This is a genomic window from uncultured Campylobacter sp. (genome assembly GCF_937997405.1).
In the GTDB taxonomy this organism is placed as follows: domain Bacteria; phylum Campylobacterota; class Campylobacteria; order Campylobacterales; family Campylobacteraceae; genus Campylobacter_B.
On record NZ_CALKTL010000149.1, the window covers coordinates 1 to 15,123 of the forward strand.

Genomic DNA, 15,123 nt, shown 5'->3' on the forward strand with positions numbered 1-15,123 from the left:
GGGCGAGCTAGCGCTTGCAAGCGGGCAAAAAATGCTCGGAAAAATTTGACTCTGCTATCGCTGCGGCTCGGCGTGTAGACGAGTTTGCTTGCCCTGTCGTCGCGCCGGGCGTGCCGCCCTGCTTTAAATTTTGAGTGAAATTTGCGTCATCTTTGGCGATGAAATTTTGCATTTTATAATTGTTAAACGCCAGTAGCGCGTAATGCGGCGCGTAATTGGGCGCTGCGTAGCGTCTGGGCGAAAACGGCTCTGCGAGGGCGCGCTCATACTCGCTCTGCGAGATCACGCCGCCGTCTCGCAGCTGCGAAATTAGGCGGTTTTTAAGCGCGTTGATGTTTGATCTGCGATCCAGGCGGTTTTTGTTCGGGTTTTTTGGGATCACGCTAAGAAGCGCAATTTGAGCGTTGCTAAGCTCGCGCAGTTCCTTTTTGAAGTAAAAATACGCCGCGGTTTTGACCCCCTCGATATCGCCGCCGTATGGGGCGAGGTTAAAATACATTCCTAAAATTTCATCCTTGCTGAAGTGCCACTCCAGCTGAAAGGCGTTGAAAATTTCGATGATTTTGTTTTTGTAGCTGCGCTGTTTGGGGTGCATCATACGCGCGACCTGCATCGTGATCGTCGAGGCTCCGACGCGCTCGACGTTGCCCTCGCTTTTTTTAGTAAAATTTTGCGTAAAATTATACGTAGCCGCGCGCAGGATCGAGGCTGGATTGACACCGAAATGGTAGTAAAAATAGCGATCTTCAAAGTAGATCGCGCTTTGTTTCAGCCGCGGCGGTATCTCGTCCGCGCTCGCGTAGAAGCGCCAAATTTGATCGTCGCTGATCTGCATATTTAAAATTTCGCCGTTTTGGTCGTATAAAATTTTACTCTTCTGCTTGTTTAGCATATCCAAATTTAGCGGATAAAGCGCGTCTAGGATCAAAAACAGAGTGAATGCAAATGCACAAAATAGCGCGATTTTTAACGTAAATTTTAGAAATTTCATCGCGCAATTATATCAAAGAATTTTAATGATTTTAGGCTATAATGGCGCCTTTTTGCAAAGGAATAATCTTGGACGCTCTAGCTAAGCTAAACACCGAACAATACGCCGCCGCAACCGCTCCTGTGGGGCACAATCTAGTAATCGCAAGCGCAGGCACGGGTAAAACCAGCACCATCGTCGCGCGCATTGCTCATCTGCTAAATCTCGGCACGAGTCCTAGAAAAATTTTGCTTCTTACTTTTACGAACAAGGCCGCAAGCGAGATGATAGCGAGGCTGCAGCGGCATTTTGATAAAAAAATCACCTCCGCAATCGTCGCGGGAACCTTCCACGCCGTATCCTACGCCCTACTTCGCGAGCTCGGTAAAGGCTTGATCCTAAAGCAGCCCGCCGAGCTAAAAACCCTGCTAAAAAGTCTCGTAGAAAGGCGAAAATTTTATCACGTAAGCGACGCACGCCCCTACGGCGGGGCATATTTGTACGATGTGTACTCGCTGTATCAAAACAAGGAGATGAGCGCGGATTTTGCGACGTGGTTTAGCAAAAACTACGAGGATCAGGCGGAATTTGCCGAAATTTACGCAGATATTTTGCGCGAGTTTGAAGAGGAAAAGGCGAAATTTAACTACGCCGATTTCAACGACGTTTTGCTAAAAATGCGCCATGAGCTGCGAAAGGGCGCTCCGCTGCGTTTTGATGAAATTTTAGTGGACGAGTATCAGGACACAAACTCGCTGCAAGGAAGTCTCATCGATGCCTTCGCGACGAAAAGCCTTTTTTGCGTCGGCGATTTTGATCAGAGTATCTATGCTTTCAACGGCGCAAACATCGACATCATCGGCAGCTTCGGCAAGCGCTTTGCGGACGCTAAAATTTACGCGCTGAATATCAATTACCGCTCAAGCTCGGCGATTTTGGCGCTTGCAAATCGCGTCATCGCGAACAATCCGCGCCTTTACGAAAAGAAGCTGATCGTAGGGCGCGAAGGCAAATTTAGCGCGCCTAGGCTGCATATTTACGACGATACGGCAGCACAATACGCCCACATAGCCGCACAGATCGCGCAAAGCAGCACCCCGCGCGAAAAGATCGCCGTCATCTTTCGCAATAATTCCAGCGCCGACGGCGTCGAGGTCGCACTTAAGGAGCTCGGCATCGGTGCGAAGCGAAAAGGCGGCGTGAGCTTTTTTGAAAGCCGCGAGATCAAGGCCTTTACGGACATCTTCGCGATGATAATAAACCCAAAAGATATGATGGCATTTATGAGCACGTGCGAATACGCAAGAGGCGTCGGCAGCGCGCTAAGCAAGGAGCTTTTCGATGCACTGATCGCGCTTGGACACGGAAGCATTCACGCAGGGCTTTTGCGCCCCGACGAGAGCGTTAAAATTTTTGAAAAAAAGAGGAAAAACTATCAGCTCGGGCTTTTTGACGATGTCGATATTATCGGCTCGGTATCGCGCTTTGAGGCTTTGGAATTTGACGAGTTTTTTCGCTCGCATCCGGTTCTAAAACACAATAAAATTACCGAGGGCGGCGCCGTATTTTTGCACGAAATTTATAAAATTTTTAAAAAAAGCGGCTCGGCTGCAAGGTCTGCTACGCTCATCTCGCATATCAAAGACTCGCGCCTTTTCGCGCTTGTAGCGGATTACATCGCGACGAAGCGCGCGACGCTAAAAAACGGCAAGATAGATGAGGATCGCAAAAAGGACGAGACCGCTCGCATCTACGATAAATGCGGCATTTTAGAGCAGATCGCGGGCAAATACGCGGATCCGCATAGCTTTTATAACTTCATAACTCTGGGTGCAAAGGAGATGAGCGAGGGCGAGGGGGTAAATCTACTCAGCGTGCACGCAAGCAAGGGGCTTGAGTTTTGCAGCGTCTATCTCATCGATCTGGCGCAAAACCGCTTCCCGAACCTCAAGCTAATGGCGATGGGCGGCAGCCTGGAGGAGGAGCGGCGACTATTTTACGTGGCGGTCACCAGAGCGCGCGACGAGCTGGTGCTAAGCTACGCGAAATTTGATAAGATCAGAAAGATTAATTATGAGCCGAGCTGCTTTTTAAGGGAAGCGGGGCTGGTGAAGTAGGCGAAATTTGCTCGCTAAATTTTTAAATTTCATTTTAGCGCGTTCTACGGATCGTTTGGGTAAGAATTTTACTCCTCGCATACTCCCGACGCGCCGCCCTGCTTCTTTATCGGATTGCTTGGTAAGAATTTTGCCGTACGATTTTTGTAAATTTTGCGATTTGTAAATTTTTGCGGCGCGGACACTGCCGCGATATTTTGCGGCTCGATAAATTTCGCAGGCGGTAGCGGGGTTTGAAGCTGCGATTGAGAGGCGTGGTTGCCTGGGGCTTTTTTGCGAGCTGTGCGCGGGCTATGTGGCAGTGCGATCAGGGGCGGTCTGAAAATAGCGATATTTGCGGTGCGGGCGGCTATAAAATTTTACGCCGCAAATGCCCGCTAAATTTTAAAATTTTGTTACCGCTCTGCCGTATAGTTTTGACGCGGCGAATTCCCCGCAAAATCTTGCACAGACAGAATTCTACGGCAAAATTCGGCGATAATGAAATTCCACCGCCCTATTTTGCTTTTTCCTTACTTTGAAATTCGCATGTTTTATACGGCGCGGAGCTAAAATTTTATTTAATAAATTTCAAAATGCCGCAAATTCCACGACTAGTTAAAATTTTAAAGCGCTTCAAATTTACAGCGCTGTAAAATTAAAATTTCACTACATATTACGCGCGCTGTAAAAAATAAGCGCTTTGCCAAATTTATTGCCCTAACGAAATTCCGCGCCGCCGCGGCCCGCATATTTGATAAATAGATTTCGCTCCGCAAATTGCATTGCCGGTAAAGTTTGCTGCCGATGAATTTATTGCCGCGCAAAACACTATCCCGCGCAAATTTAACGCGGCGCAAAGTCCTTCGCCGCGCATTCATAGCGTATTAAACACCCTATCTCCCGCGTCTCCGAGGCCTGGCACGATATATTTTTGCTCGTTTAGTTTCTCGTCGATCGCCGCGGTAAAAACCTCGACCTGCGGGTAGATCTCGCTAAATTTATGAAGCCCCTCGGGCGCTGAGATGATGGAGATAAATTTGATCTTTTTAACGCCGTTTTTCAGCAGAAATTTCACCGCATCGATCGCCGTGCCGCCGGTCGCAAACATCGGATCGATTATAATTGCGGTGCGCTCTGCGGCGTCTGCGGGCAGTTTGGCGTAAAAAAACTCCGCCTGTGCGGTCTTTTCGTCGCGCTGAAAGCCTAAAAATCCCACGCTAGCATCCGGTATGAGTTTGAAAACGCTATTTAGCATTCCAAGCGCGGCGCGCAAAATCGGGCAGATCATGATCTTTGTGGCGAGCTTATGCGCGCAGGTTTGCGCCACGGGCGTATGCACGCTCACCTCGCGCAGCGCTAGATCGCGCGTGGCTTCGAACATCATCAGGTAGCTGATCTCATCGACGAGCATGCGGAACTGAAACGGATCGGTCCCCCGATCGCGCAGGATCGTGAGCTTATGCTCGATCAGCGGGAGCTTGATCAGCCTCACGTTAGGCAGCTCGCACGCGGTTTGGTACGTACATTTTTGGCTTTGGCTCATTTTCTCTCCTTAAATTTACTAAATTTTGCGCCCTTTTAGGCATTTTAATCGTATGTTTTAGCGCGAGCGCTCGCGTCATGTCGCTGAAATTTTGCCTATAACGGCAACACGATTTTAAATTTAGCTCATTTTCACTCACAATGCAAGCGTTGCGACGTTTAAATTTAACTTGGCAGCTCGCTTTAAATTTAGCGCCTTTAAAAACGCAACGCTTTAAATTTAGCTCGCGCGTGCCGCTTTTAATTTAGCCGCTATTTAAACAGGGCGCGCTTTTTATCGGCACGCCGGTGCTACTTTTTGGCGAGCGCTCGCGGCGTAAATTTTATCTGCGAAATTATCGTCTGAGGCGGCTTTAAATTTACTTAATGCTCTCGCTCGTGAGCTAAATTTTAAAATTCCCCGCTGTCTTGCGCGCCGACAAAATTTTAATTTCATACACGCTGATCGCCCCGCAAACGAGCTAAAATAAATCGAGCATATCCTTAAATTTAGCCCGCCGCAAGCGGTTAAATTTGCCCTGCCGAAGCGATCAAATTTAACAGCCCTACTCCTTTACTACGCGCAGGAACGAATACACGTCCTGAACTCCGGGCGCGTGCGTTGCGTACCAGATCGCGTGTTTTTCGTGCTCGATGTCCGTTACTACGCCGCTAAATACCACGTCGCAGCCCACGATCGCTACGCGCACCGCAGTACCCGAAACGTCGGTGTCGGAAAAGAGATTTTTCTTTAAATTTGTAAAAATTTCAAACGAATTGCACGGATATTCGGGCTTTTTGACGCGCAGGTAGGTATGTACGCGCCGCACTCCCTCGGTTTGTCTAGCTAAAGCAAGTAGCGGCTCGCGCATCGCTTCGCTATCCAGCAGCCCGATGAGATAGACCTCGCCGTAGAAGCACTCGACCTCCAAATCCCAGCTGCTAAGGCCTTTGGTAAATAGAATTTTGCTTTGGATTTTAGTCTGGATGAGCTTGTCGCTAGCGACCTCGCTGACGCTGCGGCGATCGCGCGCTACGGAGTAGATGTCATACACGCTAAGCGCGTTGCCTGCGGGCGCCAGCGGAGCCGTGCACGAGCTAAATAGCGCCGCGCAAGAGATCAAAAATACCGACAAAAATGCCAGAAACAAAACCCTCAAACCCTCTCCAATCTCGTTTAATTTCTAATTATCTCAAGCCGGCTGCCGACTCCGCTTTTTAAATTTAGCCCCGCAGGCGCCGTTTTACCGCAGCATGAAATTTCACGGCGCGAAATTTCAAGGCTTGAAATTCCGAGCCGACGCGCCGTAAAATTTTACAATATAAATTTTTAAAATTTACATTCTAATTCGCACGGCTTGCAGAATTTTGCGCTTTCGCCATGGCGGAATTTCGCGAGCAGTATTCGTCGCCATAAAATTCTACGTGGCTAAATTTTCATTGCAAATTTACCACTGCGAAATTTTGCAGGGTAAAATTTCTCGAGGCGGAATTCGCTGCTGCAAAATTTTATATTTCAAAACCCGCGCCCAAAATTCCGCCCGGTCGCGGCTAATTCGTCGTAAGCCCGCCGTCTATCGCAAATATCGCGCCACTGACCCATTTCGCCTCGTCCGACGCCAAAAACAACGCCGCATCGCCGATGTCCTGCGCGCTGCCGATTTTGCCGAGCGGATAGATATTTTGCACCATCTGTTCAAACGCCTCGCGCCCCTGCGGGCTAAGCGCACTTAAATTTCGCTCAAACTGCGGCGTTAGCACGCTTCCGGGCGCTATGGCATTGACGCGAATGCCGAGTTTGCCGACCTCAAAGGCAAGCGATTTGGTGAAAGAATTTAGCGCGCCTTTGGTAATCGAATACGCCGTCGTGGTGCGCCCCACGAGCATTCGGTTCGCAAAATACGACGAGATATTGATCACGCAGCCTTTGCTAGCCGCAAGCGCGCCCAAAAGCCCCTGAGTAAGCAGATAGGGCGCTTTGACGTTTAGGTTTAGATGGGCATCCAGCAGCGCTTCGTCGGTCGCCTCAAAGGGTACGAATTTTCCCAATCCGGCGTTATTTACAAGGATATCTATCTTAAGAGGTAGCGCTAAAATGCGCTCGCAAAGGCCTTTTATCGTTTTGCTTTGCGCCAAATCCGCCTCTATCGCGTAAGCTTTCACGCCGTAACCGCCCAAGGCCTCCTGCGCGATTTTTAATTTCTACTCGCTTCTGCCGAGCAGGATCAAATTTGCGCCCTCTTCGGCGAAACACTTTGCGATGCCAAGCCCTATTCCGTCGCTTCCGCCCGTAATTACGGCTGTTTTGCCCTCTAATCGTTTCATACTTTTCCTTTCAATACGTAAATTTAGGTTCTAAAAATTTGAGCGAGATTTATGGATCTCGCAAACTTCGAAATTTTGCAGGCTTTGAAATTTTATTAACTTTAAGATTTCGCCCGCAAAATTTTATCGCAAATCGCGCCGCTATCTAACTCAAAGTACCTGTTTTACGCTACTAGCCGTGATTTCAAGTAGCCTCGTAGCAAACGGAAATTTCGCCTTCGTTTCTTCAAACTCCGCGCCACTATCAATAAAACGCGCTGTGCCCTTCACTACAAAGCCACGCCCCGCTCCGAACCTGCCTGCTAGCTCCTTCGTTGCGACGCTAAGCTCGACGTTTGGATTTGCCTCCACGTTGCTTTGCGTCTTTTTCATACCCGCAGCCGGGATGAGGATGCGGTCCCCCTTAATGACGAGATATCTATTCCATGTATTGCTGATATGAGCTTCGCCGTGCGCGCAGGTAGCGATACCTACGGCGCATTCGTAATTCAAAATCTCCAAAAATTCCTTGCTAAACATTTTCTCTCCTTAAATTTACATTTTAAAGCTCGCGATTTTGGCTGACAAGCCCCGCGCGCAACTGAAATTTTAACTACCTCTGCCACTTTCCGTCTCGGTTAAATTTTATACTTCAAAAGCGCATCTTTTTCGGCTTTGCTTACGCGAAAGCTATCGCGGATCTTCGATATCGCCTTGTTTTGGATAAATTTAGCCGCCCGTTTGCTCGCCAAAAACGCAAGCGTGATCTCGCGCTGCTTGATAAACATCTCCGCTATCGCCCACGCCGCGCCCATCTGCACGTAGTACCGCTCGTCGCTTTCGGCAGCGCAAATTTCAAAAAATTCCTCGGGCGAGATCGCGCTCATATTTCGCATAAAATAAACGTAGAAAAATCGCCTCTCAAACTCGTCCGCACCGCTTTTGGCCTGCTTTAGCAGCGCGTCCGCGAAAGCGGCGCCCCTGAATTTCGGAGCGAACATATCGCAAACCGCCCAATTAGGCATCGTTTTGATAAAATCGCTCGCAAGCGCGAATTTCGTCTCATCTTGCTTAAAAAGCATTATAAAAAAGCCCTTTAGCACAAACTCCTCGTGAAAAACGGGCTTATAATTTTGCAGCTCGCGCCGCGCTTCATCCGCCGTGCTCAAAGCGGCAAAGTTTTTGCGGGCAAGCGCACGCAGCGCTGGAGTGCGCACGCCCAAAATTTGCGGCGCGGGTATTAGGCGCTGTGAAAATTGCGCAAATTTCTCCTCGCTTAACACTCGCAGCTGCCCTAGCATATTTTCTCGTAAATCCATAGCTTTCCTTTAAATTTTGATTTCAAATTTTAATTCGCCAAAACGTGCGCTAGTCTAGCCGCGCCGAAATTTTGCCGCATAGGACTTTTATTTAAACAGATCGCGCCGCACGCTCAAACTAATCGCTCGATAGATCGCGTTTAAGTCGCTCGCCGCAGTCGCTCAAAGTCTTTTTCCTAAAAACTCACCCTGCTAAATTGCGCTGTATACCTCAGGGCAGAGCAAGCTGTATCGCCAAAAGCTCGCTTAAATGAAGCTCGGCGCGTCGTTTGAAAATAAAATCAGATCGCCGCTGTGCGTATTTTCGCTCAAAACCCGCTGCAAATCGCGCTTGTCTTTCAAAACAATAGTCTTTGCGGGGTCTATCCTGCTTTGCAGCACCTCGGAATTTAGCTCGCCCGTGATGATCGCGAGATCGAAAATTTCATCGATTTTGGCAGCGAGCGTCTCGTTGTCCTCGCGCGTGCTCTCGACGATGCCAGGCGTGATGATAACCTTGCGCCCGCCGTAGCTTCGCATCAGCTCGTAGCTTTGCAGCATGCCGCTTAGATTGCCGTTGAAGCTATCGTCGATGATGATCTTGCCGCCCGCATCGAGCCGCGCGAGGCGGTGTTCAACGGCGCCGACGTGCGCGACGCGATTTTTGATCTTATCTGCGCTAAGCCCTAAAAATCGCGCGATCTTTATACACGCGGCGAGATTTGCGGCGTTAAATTTGCCCAAAATCGGCGCAAAAAACTCATGTCTCTCGCATAGTTCTCTCCGCCCGTTTGGAGCCTCTTGCACGCCCTGCTCTTTGTCGCTGCAAATTTTATCGTCGCTAGCGGCACGGGCGGCTTGTTCGTAGAATTCTCGCTCGCTCCGTTCCGCGCAGGATACGGAATTTGCTCCGTGAAAATCGGCGCCGTAATTTTTAGAATTTTTGTCTTTTTCTGCGTATGCTGCGCTATTTGCGTCTAAGCTAAAATCGCCCTGCCCTTCGCCCTCTGCGGCGGATGTTTCTGCACATGGCGTAGATTTCTCATCGCTCGCACCGCTTCCATCTCCGCTCAAGCTAAGGCTAAATTTTATTCCGTCCAGATCCGCGCCGCAAATTTCGAGCCCCTCGTCGTAGATCGTGACGCGCTCGTCCGCGCTTTTTTGCGTGGAGCTGTGCAAAAACGCATGCTTTAGCCGCGCGCTTGTGAGCGCTTCGAGCTTGGTTTTGCGGATGTTTTCGATGCTTTTGAAATACTCGATATGTTGCGCGCCGATCTCACCCACGACGACGATCTGCGGCGCCAAAAACTCGGTGATCTCGGAGATGTCGCCGCTTAGCCTGGCGCCTGCTTCGGCGATGTAGATCTGCGTATCTGCGGGCAGCGCCTCGTTTACGTCGCGCACGAGCCCTGCCAGTGTGTTTACCGAGCGCGGCGTCTTGTAGCAGCGAAAGTCGTTTTTTAAAATTTGATACAAGAAGTTTTTAATGCTCGTCTTGCCGTAGCTTGCGGTGATCTGAATGATCGTAAGGGAGGGCACCTGGGCTAGTTTTTTGCGCGCGTCGGCCTTAAATTTCGCAGCCTGTGCCCGCTCGTAAGCAAAGCTCGCCGCAAGAGCGGCGCCAAGCGGTAAAAATATCGGCAAAATCGGGCCCCCCGCGGCATAAAACGCGGCATTAAAGCTAAACACACAAACCGCCAAAATCGCAAAAAAACGCTTCACGCGCAGCGTAAAGACGAGCTTTTTATCTAGCCCTCTTTGCCAAAAATAAAGCGCGAGCGCGTAGGCTGCGACGATTAGAATTTTAGCGGCGTGCAAGGCATAGAGGGACGCGGCGCCAAATTTAGCCGCGCAGAGGCTCGCCGCAATCTCGCAGCCGAAATACGCCGCCAGCGGCAAAATCAAAAAATAAAGGTGCCACGCGGGTTTGGTGAAGTGAAAGATGATGCGCGCAGGCTTATACGAAAACCACTGCAGGCAGGTGATCAGATAAAAGCCCAGCAGGAGGACGAATGCCGCGTGCGCGATCAAAAATATTATATTCATCTTTTAAAATTCCTTTTTATAAGTTTAGGCACCTGCTTTGCGAGCCTGTGCGGGCAAAAACGCGGCGAGCTCGGGCTAACCGGCATTCGGTGTCATTTGTAAATTTTACGAATTCCCTCTTTGCAAATTCTATTTTTGCAAACTTGCGCGCTCGCAAATTCATGCTCTCGCGAAGGCTACACGAGCCGCGCTAGAAATTTACGCTGCTGCGCGGCTTTTCGTTATCGATATTGTGCCGCACTCATCTCTCGCGACCTGAAATTTTCGCATGCTGTATATCTTACGATATCTAGCCCCACCTCGTACGATTATTTGCGTGCCATCCGCGGCGCATAGACCTTGTGTCGCGGTAAATACATGACGCGATTATGCGACCTGCAACTAAATTTAATTGTCCGCTTTGCAGTGCACACGCGGTTTTGCCGCGTCTTGTACGGCTGCCACAATCGCGAGCGCATAGCAGAAACGATCCACTGCCGCATTAAATTCTAAAATTTTACGCGGTGCGCTACAATTTGAGCTTTGCGTTTTATACTACGCGCCCAAAGAGCGGATTTTGCGCCGCTAAATTTTAAACGCATACGCGCGGCTTCTATAATTTAAATTTACGCTTCGGTTTGCGATCTTTGACGCAAACAAATTGCAAAATTTTAAAACGCGCGCTGCAAGATAAGCCGGACTAAAGCCGCCGCAATGAAACGCTTTTAAATTGCACCCCGCTCTTACATTCGCGCGATCTGTTATTACATCTAAAGCACGATTTTCGCGGTGCGGCGCTAAAATTTCGCGGCTAAATTTTAAAATTTTATACAAAATCGCGTCTTGTTTTAAATTTAATGCGGCGCCAAATCGTTAAATTTAGCTGCCGCTAAGCTCCTTTTCGATCTGCTCGCCGATAAAATCCGCGCTCTGCAAAAAGAAAAAGTGATCCCCCGCCAGCGGATAAAATTTGCTGTTTTTGACGAGCGAGTGGATCAGCTCGCCGCTTTTTAGGCTAGTGGCGCGATCGTCCTTGCCCCAAAAGATGAGCGCATTTTGCGGGCTTAGCGCGGAAAAAATATCGCGGAAGTCCTCATTTACGACGTTTTTTAGCGTCTCATACATCGTCTTGCTCATACCTGCGGCATCCTTGCTCACAAACGCACGCCAAAGCCCCGCCAGTCCAAGTCTTTTTAAAATTTTAAAAATTGCGATTTTGGCGCGCACGGCAAAGGGCTTGGGCTCGATGATGCCGGCGCTGCTTAGCAGTATGAGGTTTTGCGGGCGCAAAAGTGTTGCGATCTTGCCACCGAAGCTGTGCCCCATGATCGCTGCGGGCTGCTTGCCCAAAGCCGCGATAAAGGCGCGCATAATCTCCGCGTAATCCTCGCTGCCAAGGGCGCGCGCGGGCTGCGAGCTGGCGCCGAATCCCGGCAGATCGACGCACACTAACGCATAACGGCGGAACTTGTCCGCAAAAACCCTAGACATAAGCGCCTTGTTTGCGCCCCAGCCGTGCAGCACCAAAATATATTCGGCACGCTGCATATTTGAAATTTCGTAGCTGATTTTGTAGCTTTCGCCGCCGCAGACGAGCTCCTTACTCGCCACCGCCGCTCCTTTTGGCGTAAACGGCTTTGAGTAGCTCGACTGCTTTTTCGAGCCGCTCAAACTCGCTCATACTGATCATTACGGCTTCGAATTTGTTGTTTTTGACGATCAGGGCTTTTTTGATCTCTTGGTTTTTGATCTTGTTTAAAACGGTGCTGAAGTTGCGTACGATCTCGGTAGCGGTGTAAATTTCGTCTTGATTTATCATAACTCGACCTTTTGGGGTAAAATTTTACGCAAAATTTAGCGTAAAATTTTAAACGATTGGCTATTTATTAGCGGTGATTTTGGTGATCAGCTCGTAGCTTACGGGGATCTGCCTCATCGGCGGCAGCGACGAAGCAAGAGCTGCTAAAACCTCGGAGAAATCATCAAATAGGTAGTTTGCGAGACTACCCGGGTTTGGATTTATCTCGTTTAGATAAATTTCACCCTCTTTTTCAAAAAAATCGCAGCGAATTAGCGCGCCATCGAATGATCCTGCGTTATAAAGCCGCGTAAAGGCATCTTTCATCTTGCCCTCTAGCAAAGCGCCAGGACGAGCGGGCTCGATCGCGCCACTACGCGAAAAATCCAAATATTTACGATCGAAATTTAAATAGCCCTCTTTTTTTGGCTCTTCGATGTTTGAAAATACGATTTTGCCGTCTATTTTAGCGCCTGCGAGATTGAATTCCTTTACGTTTTCCCAGTATGGCTCTACGATCGCGCTGTCGTCCAGCTCAAAAGCCTGATCCAGCGCGTAGCTAAACTCGCTTTCGTTCTTGGCTATCGAAATTCCGATGCTAGAGCCCAAATGAGCGGGCTTAACGATGATCGGAAAATTAAAATTAGGCAGGCTAGTACGATTTACGATCTCATACGGCAAGGTTTTTACATTTGCGATTGCGGCTAGGTGCTTGGTTAAAATTTTATTATAACTTAGAACGCTAGCTTCTATGCGAGGGCCTATGTAAGGGATGCCAAAAAACTCAAATAGCGCTGCCATTTTGCCATCCTCGCCGTCGCAGCCGTGGATTAGATTGATATATGTGCCGACTTCTAGCATGCTTTTGCTAAACATTCCGCTCTCAAAAAATCCGCCCACACCGATGCTAAGCTCTTTTGCTTTAGCATAGCCGCCCTGCTTAAAATATGCCGCGCGCATATTTTTATCATCGATGCGGTAAAATTTACGATTTTTATCGCAAAATACAAACTCCAAGTCCCAGCCTTTTAGGGCATTTTTGACGGCAATTGCCGAGATGATACTTACTTCGTGCTCGTAGCTTTGAGCTCCAAAAACTATGCCAAATTTCATTGCTTTCCTTCAAATTTTATTTTCTACGCTAATTTTTTTAACGCCTCTTTGACAAGATCTGACGTATTCGTGCTACTGCAGCCCGCTAAGATTTGATTGATCTTATCGCGCTTAAATCCAAGGCTTTGTAGCGCGGACGCCGCTTCGTTCTTATAAGTCTCGTTAGGACCGAATTCCATTAGCTTCGCATCGCCTAGTTCGGCAATGATCCGTCTAGCGGTCTTTGAGCCGATACCCGGAACTGAAGTTAGCGTCGCAGCATCCCCCGTAGCTACGCAACGCGCGAAATCCTGCGGAGCGAGCGTCGAACAAACCGCCATCGCCGTGCTTGCACCTACACCGCTAAGCTTGATTAGAGTTTCAAACATCTTTTTTTCGCTCTCGTCTAAAAACCCATACAGCGAATCGGCATCCTCGCGCAGAATTTGAACGCACGCGAGCTCGGTCAGCTTGCCCTGCGTGAGCTTCGCGGAGGTATTTAATGACAATGAAAGGGCGTAGCTCACGCCGCTAGCGCATTTAATGACGCAAGCAGTGGGCTCTTTGCGCGTGATAATTCCTTCGATCGCCGCTATCATCTAAGAGCCTTTAAAATTTCGTTTATGCTCTCATTAAGCGCTAAATTTAGGGCATTATAAATGCTTTGCGAGCTAGGATCAGGCACGAAAACGCGCTTAGTGACGATGCCTGATTTTATGCTTTCTAAAGAATTCAAAATTTCATATCCCATCGTGACGGTTGCTTGATCGTTATTGACCTGAAGCGCTACGATACTGGTTTTTAGGCGCAAATCCCGCTCTTTTGGCACGAAGATCGGATTTAGCGAGCAGGTGGAAAATGCCGCATCAAGCAGCGCTTTATATACCATCTCGCTAGGCATCGTGATAAATTTGGCGTCGCTTGCGAACCGCGTTCGGTTTCTAAAATCCACTATTAAAATATCCCGCCTATCGACGAGATCGGTCGCTGTGATGGTGTCGATAAAGATATTTTTGCGCGCACCGCTAGGATTTACGCAGTGCTTTTGATCATAACGCAGCTCGTAGTAAGTGTATGGCTTAGCCTGCTTGGCTAAGCAGCCGCCTAAAAATATCGCCGCCAGCGTCGCAGCAAGCGTAAACTTTATAAAATTTTTCATCTTTATTCCTTTTTATCGTCGCGATCCGCGCCTTTAGAAGTATCTTTGAAAAAGAAATCGTAAGGATTGTCCTCTAGCCTAAACATCGCGCCTTGGAATTCTCTAAGCGATTTTTTTAGCTCGCCAAGAGTGTTTTTTGCCTCCTCAAGCGTAGGATCCAAGATCGCTTTTAGATTGTACTCGCCGCGATCGATACGCTTAGTGATGATGCCTGCGGTTTTATCCAGTGAATTCGATAGATTGGCAGCACTCACGGCAAAGGCGTTTAGATTATCTAGCAGCGCGTCTAGCTCCTTCTCGCGCTCGTTTAAATTTGCTATGAGAGTATTTACGTTAGCAAGCAGTGCGTCTAAGCTTTGGAATTTTTTCTCATCACTTAGCTCAGCGCTAAATTTATCCATCGAAGATAGGATTCTATCCACTTTATCGGTATTTTGCTTAGACAACAGCCCATTAATTTTAAAGATCATCTCACTCACGCTATCGGTGATAACTTCGGCTTTGGAGCCGATTTTATCAAGAAGTGTTTTATCCAGCGCAATTATCGGCTTTTTATCATTCGGCGGGAAAAGCTTGCCGCTTCCTTTCGTGATATTTATAAACGCGATTCCGCTGATGCCTTGAGATTCTACCTTGGCGACGCTATCTTGCGAGATCGGCAGTTTGCTTTTTACCGAAATTTCAATCTCGATGATCGCATTTTCGATATCGGCAAAGTCGATGCTTTTGATGATGCCTGCATTTACGCCGATAAATTTAACTTCGGAATTCTCCTTAATGCCTACGGGAAGTTCTTTTGTGTGGATATAGTAGGAGCGGTAGCTCTCGCCGCGGTCGGTCTTTGTAAGCATCCACCA

The 15,123-nt window shown here is 48.6% G+C and carries 14 protein-coding genes and 1 pseudogene; 2 read left to right on the forward strand and 13 right to left on the reverse strand.

Features of this window, described 5'->3' with window-relative positions; translation table 11 throughout:
- Positions 1-7: 7 nt before the first annotated feature.
- Positions 8-991 carry a transglycosylase domain-containing protein gene (locus tag Q0372_RS08015; protein WP_298104706.1) on the reverse strand — a complete coding sequence of 328 codons (984 nt, stop codon included), beginning with the start codon at positions 989-991 and terminating at the stop codon, positions 8-10.
- A gap of 41 nt (positions 992-1,032) precedes the next feature.
- Here Q0372_RS08015 and Q0372_RS08020 point away from each other — a divergent pair, with 41 nt between their 5' ends.
- The gene (locus tag Q0372_RS08020) at positions 1,033-3,087 is read left to right on the forward strand and encodes an ATP-dependent helicase (protein WP_298104709.1); all 2,055 of its coding nucleotides are present in this window, start codon (positions 1,033-1,035) and stop codon (positions 3,085-3,087) included.
- 233 nt (positions 3,088-3,320) lie between these two features.
- On the forward strand, positions 3,321-3,608 hold the full coding sequence (locus Q0372_RS08025) for a hypothetical protein (protein WP_298104711.1): 288 nt from the start codon (positions 3,321-3,323) through the stop codon (positions 3,606-3,608).
- Between the two features lie 335 nt (positions 3,609-3,943).
- Here Q0372_RS08025 and upp read toward each other — a convergent pair whose 3' ends face one another.
- The 12 genes and pseudogenes from upp to Q0372_RS08085 all read right to left on the reverse strand — a co-directional run.
- On the reverse strand, positions 3,944-4,570 hold the full coding sequence (gene upp / locus Q0372_RS08030; protein WP_298104730.1) for a uracil phosphoribosyltransferase: 627 nt from the start codon (positions 4,568-4,570) through the stop codon (positions 3,944-3,946).
- A gap of 586 nt (positions 4,571-5,156) precedes the next feature.
- Entirely contained in the window at positions 5,157-5,750 is a 594-nt protein-coding gene (locus Q0372_RS08035) for a BON domain-containing protein (protein ID WP_298104714.1), read from the reverse strand.
- Between the two features lie 391 nt (positions 5,751-6,141).
- Positions 6,142-6,915, reverse strand: a pseudogene (locus Q0372_RS08040) (SDR family oxidoreductase).
- A gap of 150 nt (positions 6,916-7,065) precedes the next feature.
- Positions 7,066-7,434 carry a pyridoxamine 5'-phosphate oxidase family protein gene (locus Q0372_RS08045; RefSeq protein ID WP_005870391.1) on the reverse strand — a complete coding sequence of 123 codons (369 nt, stop codon included), beginning with the start codon at positions 7,432-7,434 and terminating at the stop codon, positions 7,066-7,068.
- A 98-nt stretch (positions 7,435-7,532) separates the two neighbouring features.
- Positions 7,533-8,213, reverse strand: a complete 681-nt coding sequence (locus tag Q0372_RS08050; protein ID WP_298104716.1) for a DNA alkylation repair protein — start codon at positions 8,211-8,213, stop codon at positions 7,533-7,535.
- Between the two features lie 246 nt (positions 8,214-8,459).
- On the reverse strand, positions 8,460-10,238 hold the full coding sequence (locus tag Q0372_RS08055) for a Mur ligase family protein (protein ID WP_298104719.1): 1,779 nt from the start codon (positions 10,236-10,238) through the stop codon (positions 8,460-8,462).
- An 858-nt stretch (positions 10,239-11,096) separates the two neighbouring features.
- Positions 11,097-11,828, reverse strand: a complete 732-nt coding sequence (locus Q0372_RS08060; RefSeq protein ID WP_298104722.1) for an alpha/beta hydrolase — start codon at positions 11,826-11,828, stop codon at positions 11,097-11,099.
- Positions 11,818-12,036, reverse strand: coding sequence for a type II toxin-antitoxin system Phd/YefM family antitoxin (locus Q0372_RS08065; RefSeq protein WP_177389042.1), 219 nt, complete (start codon positions 12,034-12,036; stop codon positions 11,818-11,820). Before Q0372_RS08065 ends, Q0372_RS08060 begins: the two co-directional genes overlap by 11 nt.
- Positions 12,037-12,096: 60 nt before the next feature.
- Positions 12,097-13,128: a D-alanine--D-alanine ligase gene (locus tag Q0372_RS08070; protein WP_298104724.1), complete on the reverse strand. Its 1,032-nt coding sequence runs from the start codon at positions 13,126-13,128 to the stop codon at positions 12,097-12,099.
- Positions 13,129-13,151: 23 nt separating this feature from the next.
- Positions 13,152-13,706, reverse strand: a complete 555-nt coding sequence (ruvA, locus tag Q0372_RS08075; RefSeq protein WP_298104726.1) for a Holliday junction branch migration protein RuvA — start codon at positions 13,704-13,706, stop codon at positions 13,152-13,154.
- Positions 13,703-14,266, reverse strand: a complete 564-nt coding sequence (locus Q0372_RS08080; RefSeq protein WP_297895983.1) for a hypothetical protein — start codon at positions 14,264-14,266, stop codon at positions 13,703-13,705. Before Q0372_RS08080 ends, ruvA begins: the two co-directional genes overlap by 4 nt.
- A gap of 2 nt (positions 14,267-14,268) precedes the next feature.
- The coding region (locus Q0372_RS08085; protein WP_298104728.1) for an MlaD family protein at positions 14,269-15,123 on the reverse strand (855 nt) is incomplete at its 5' end.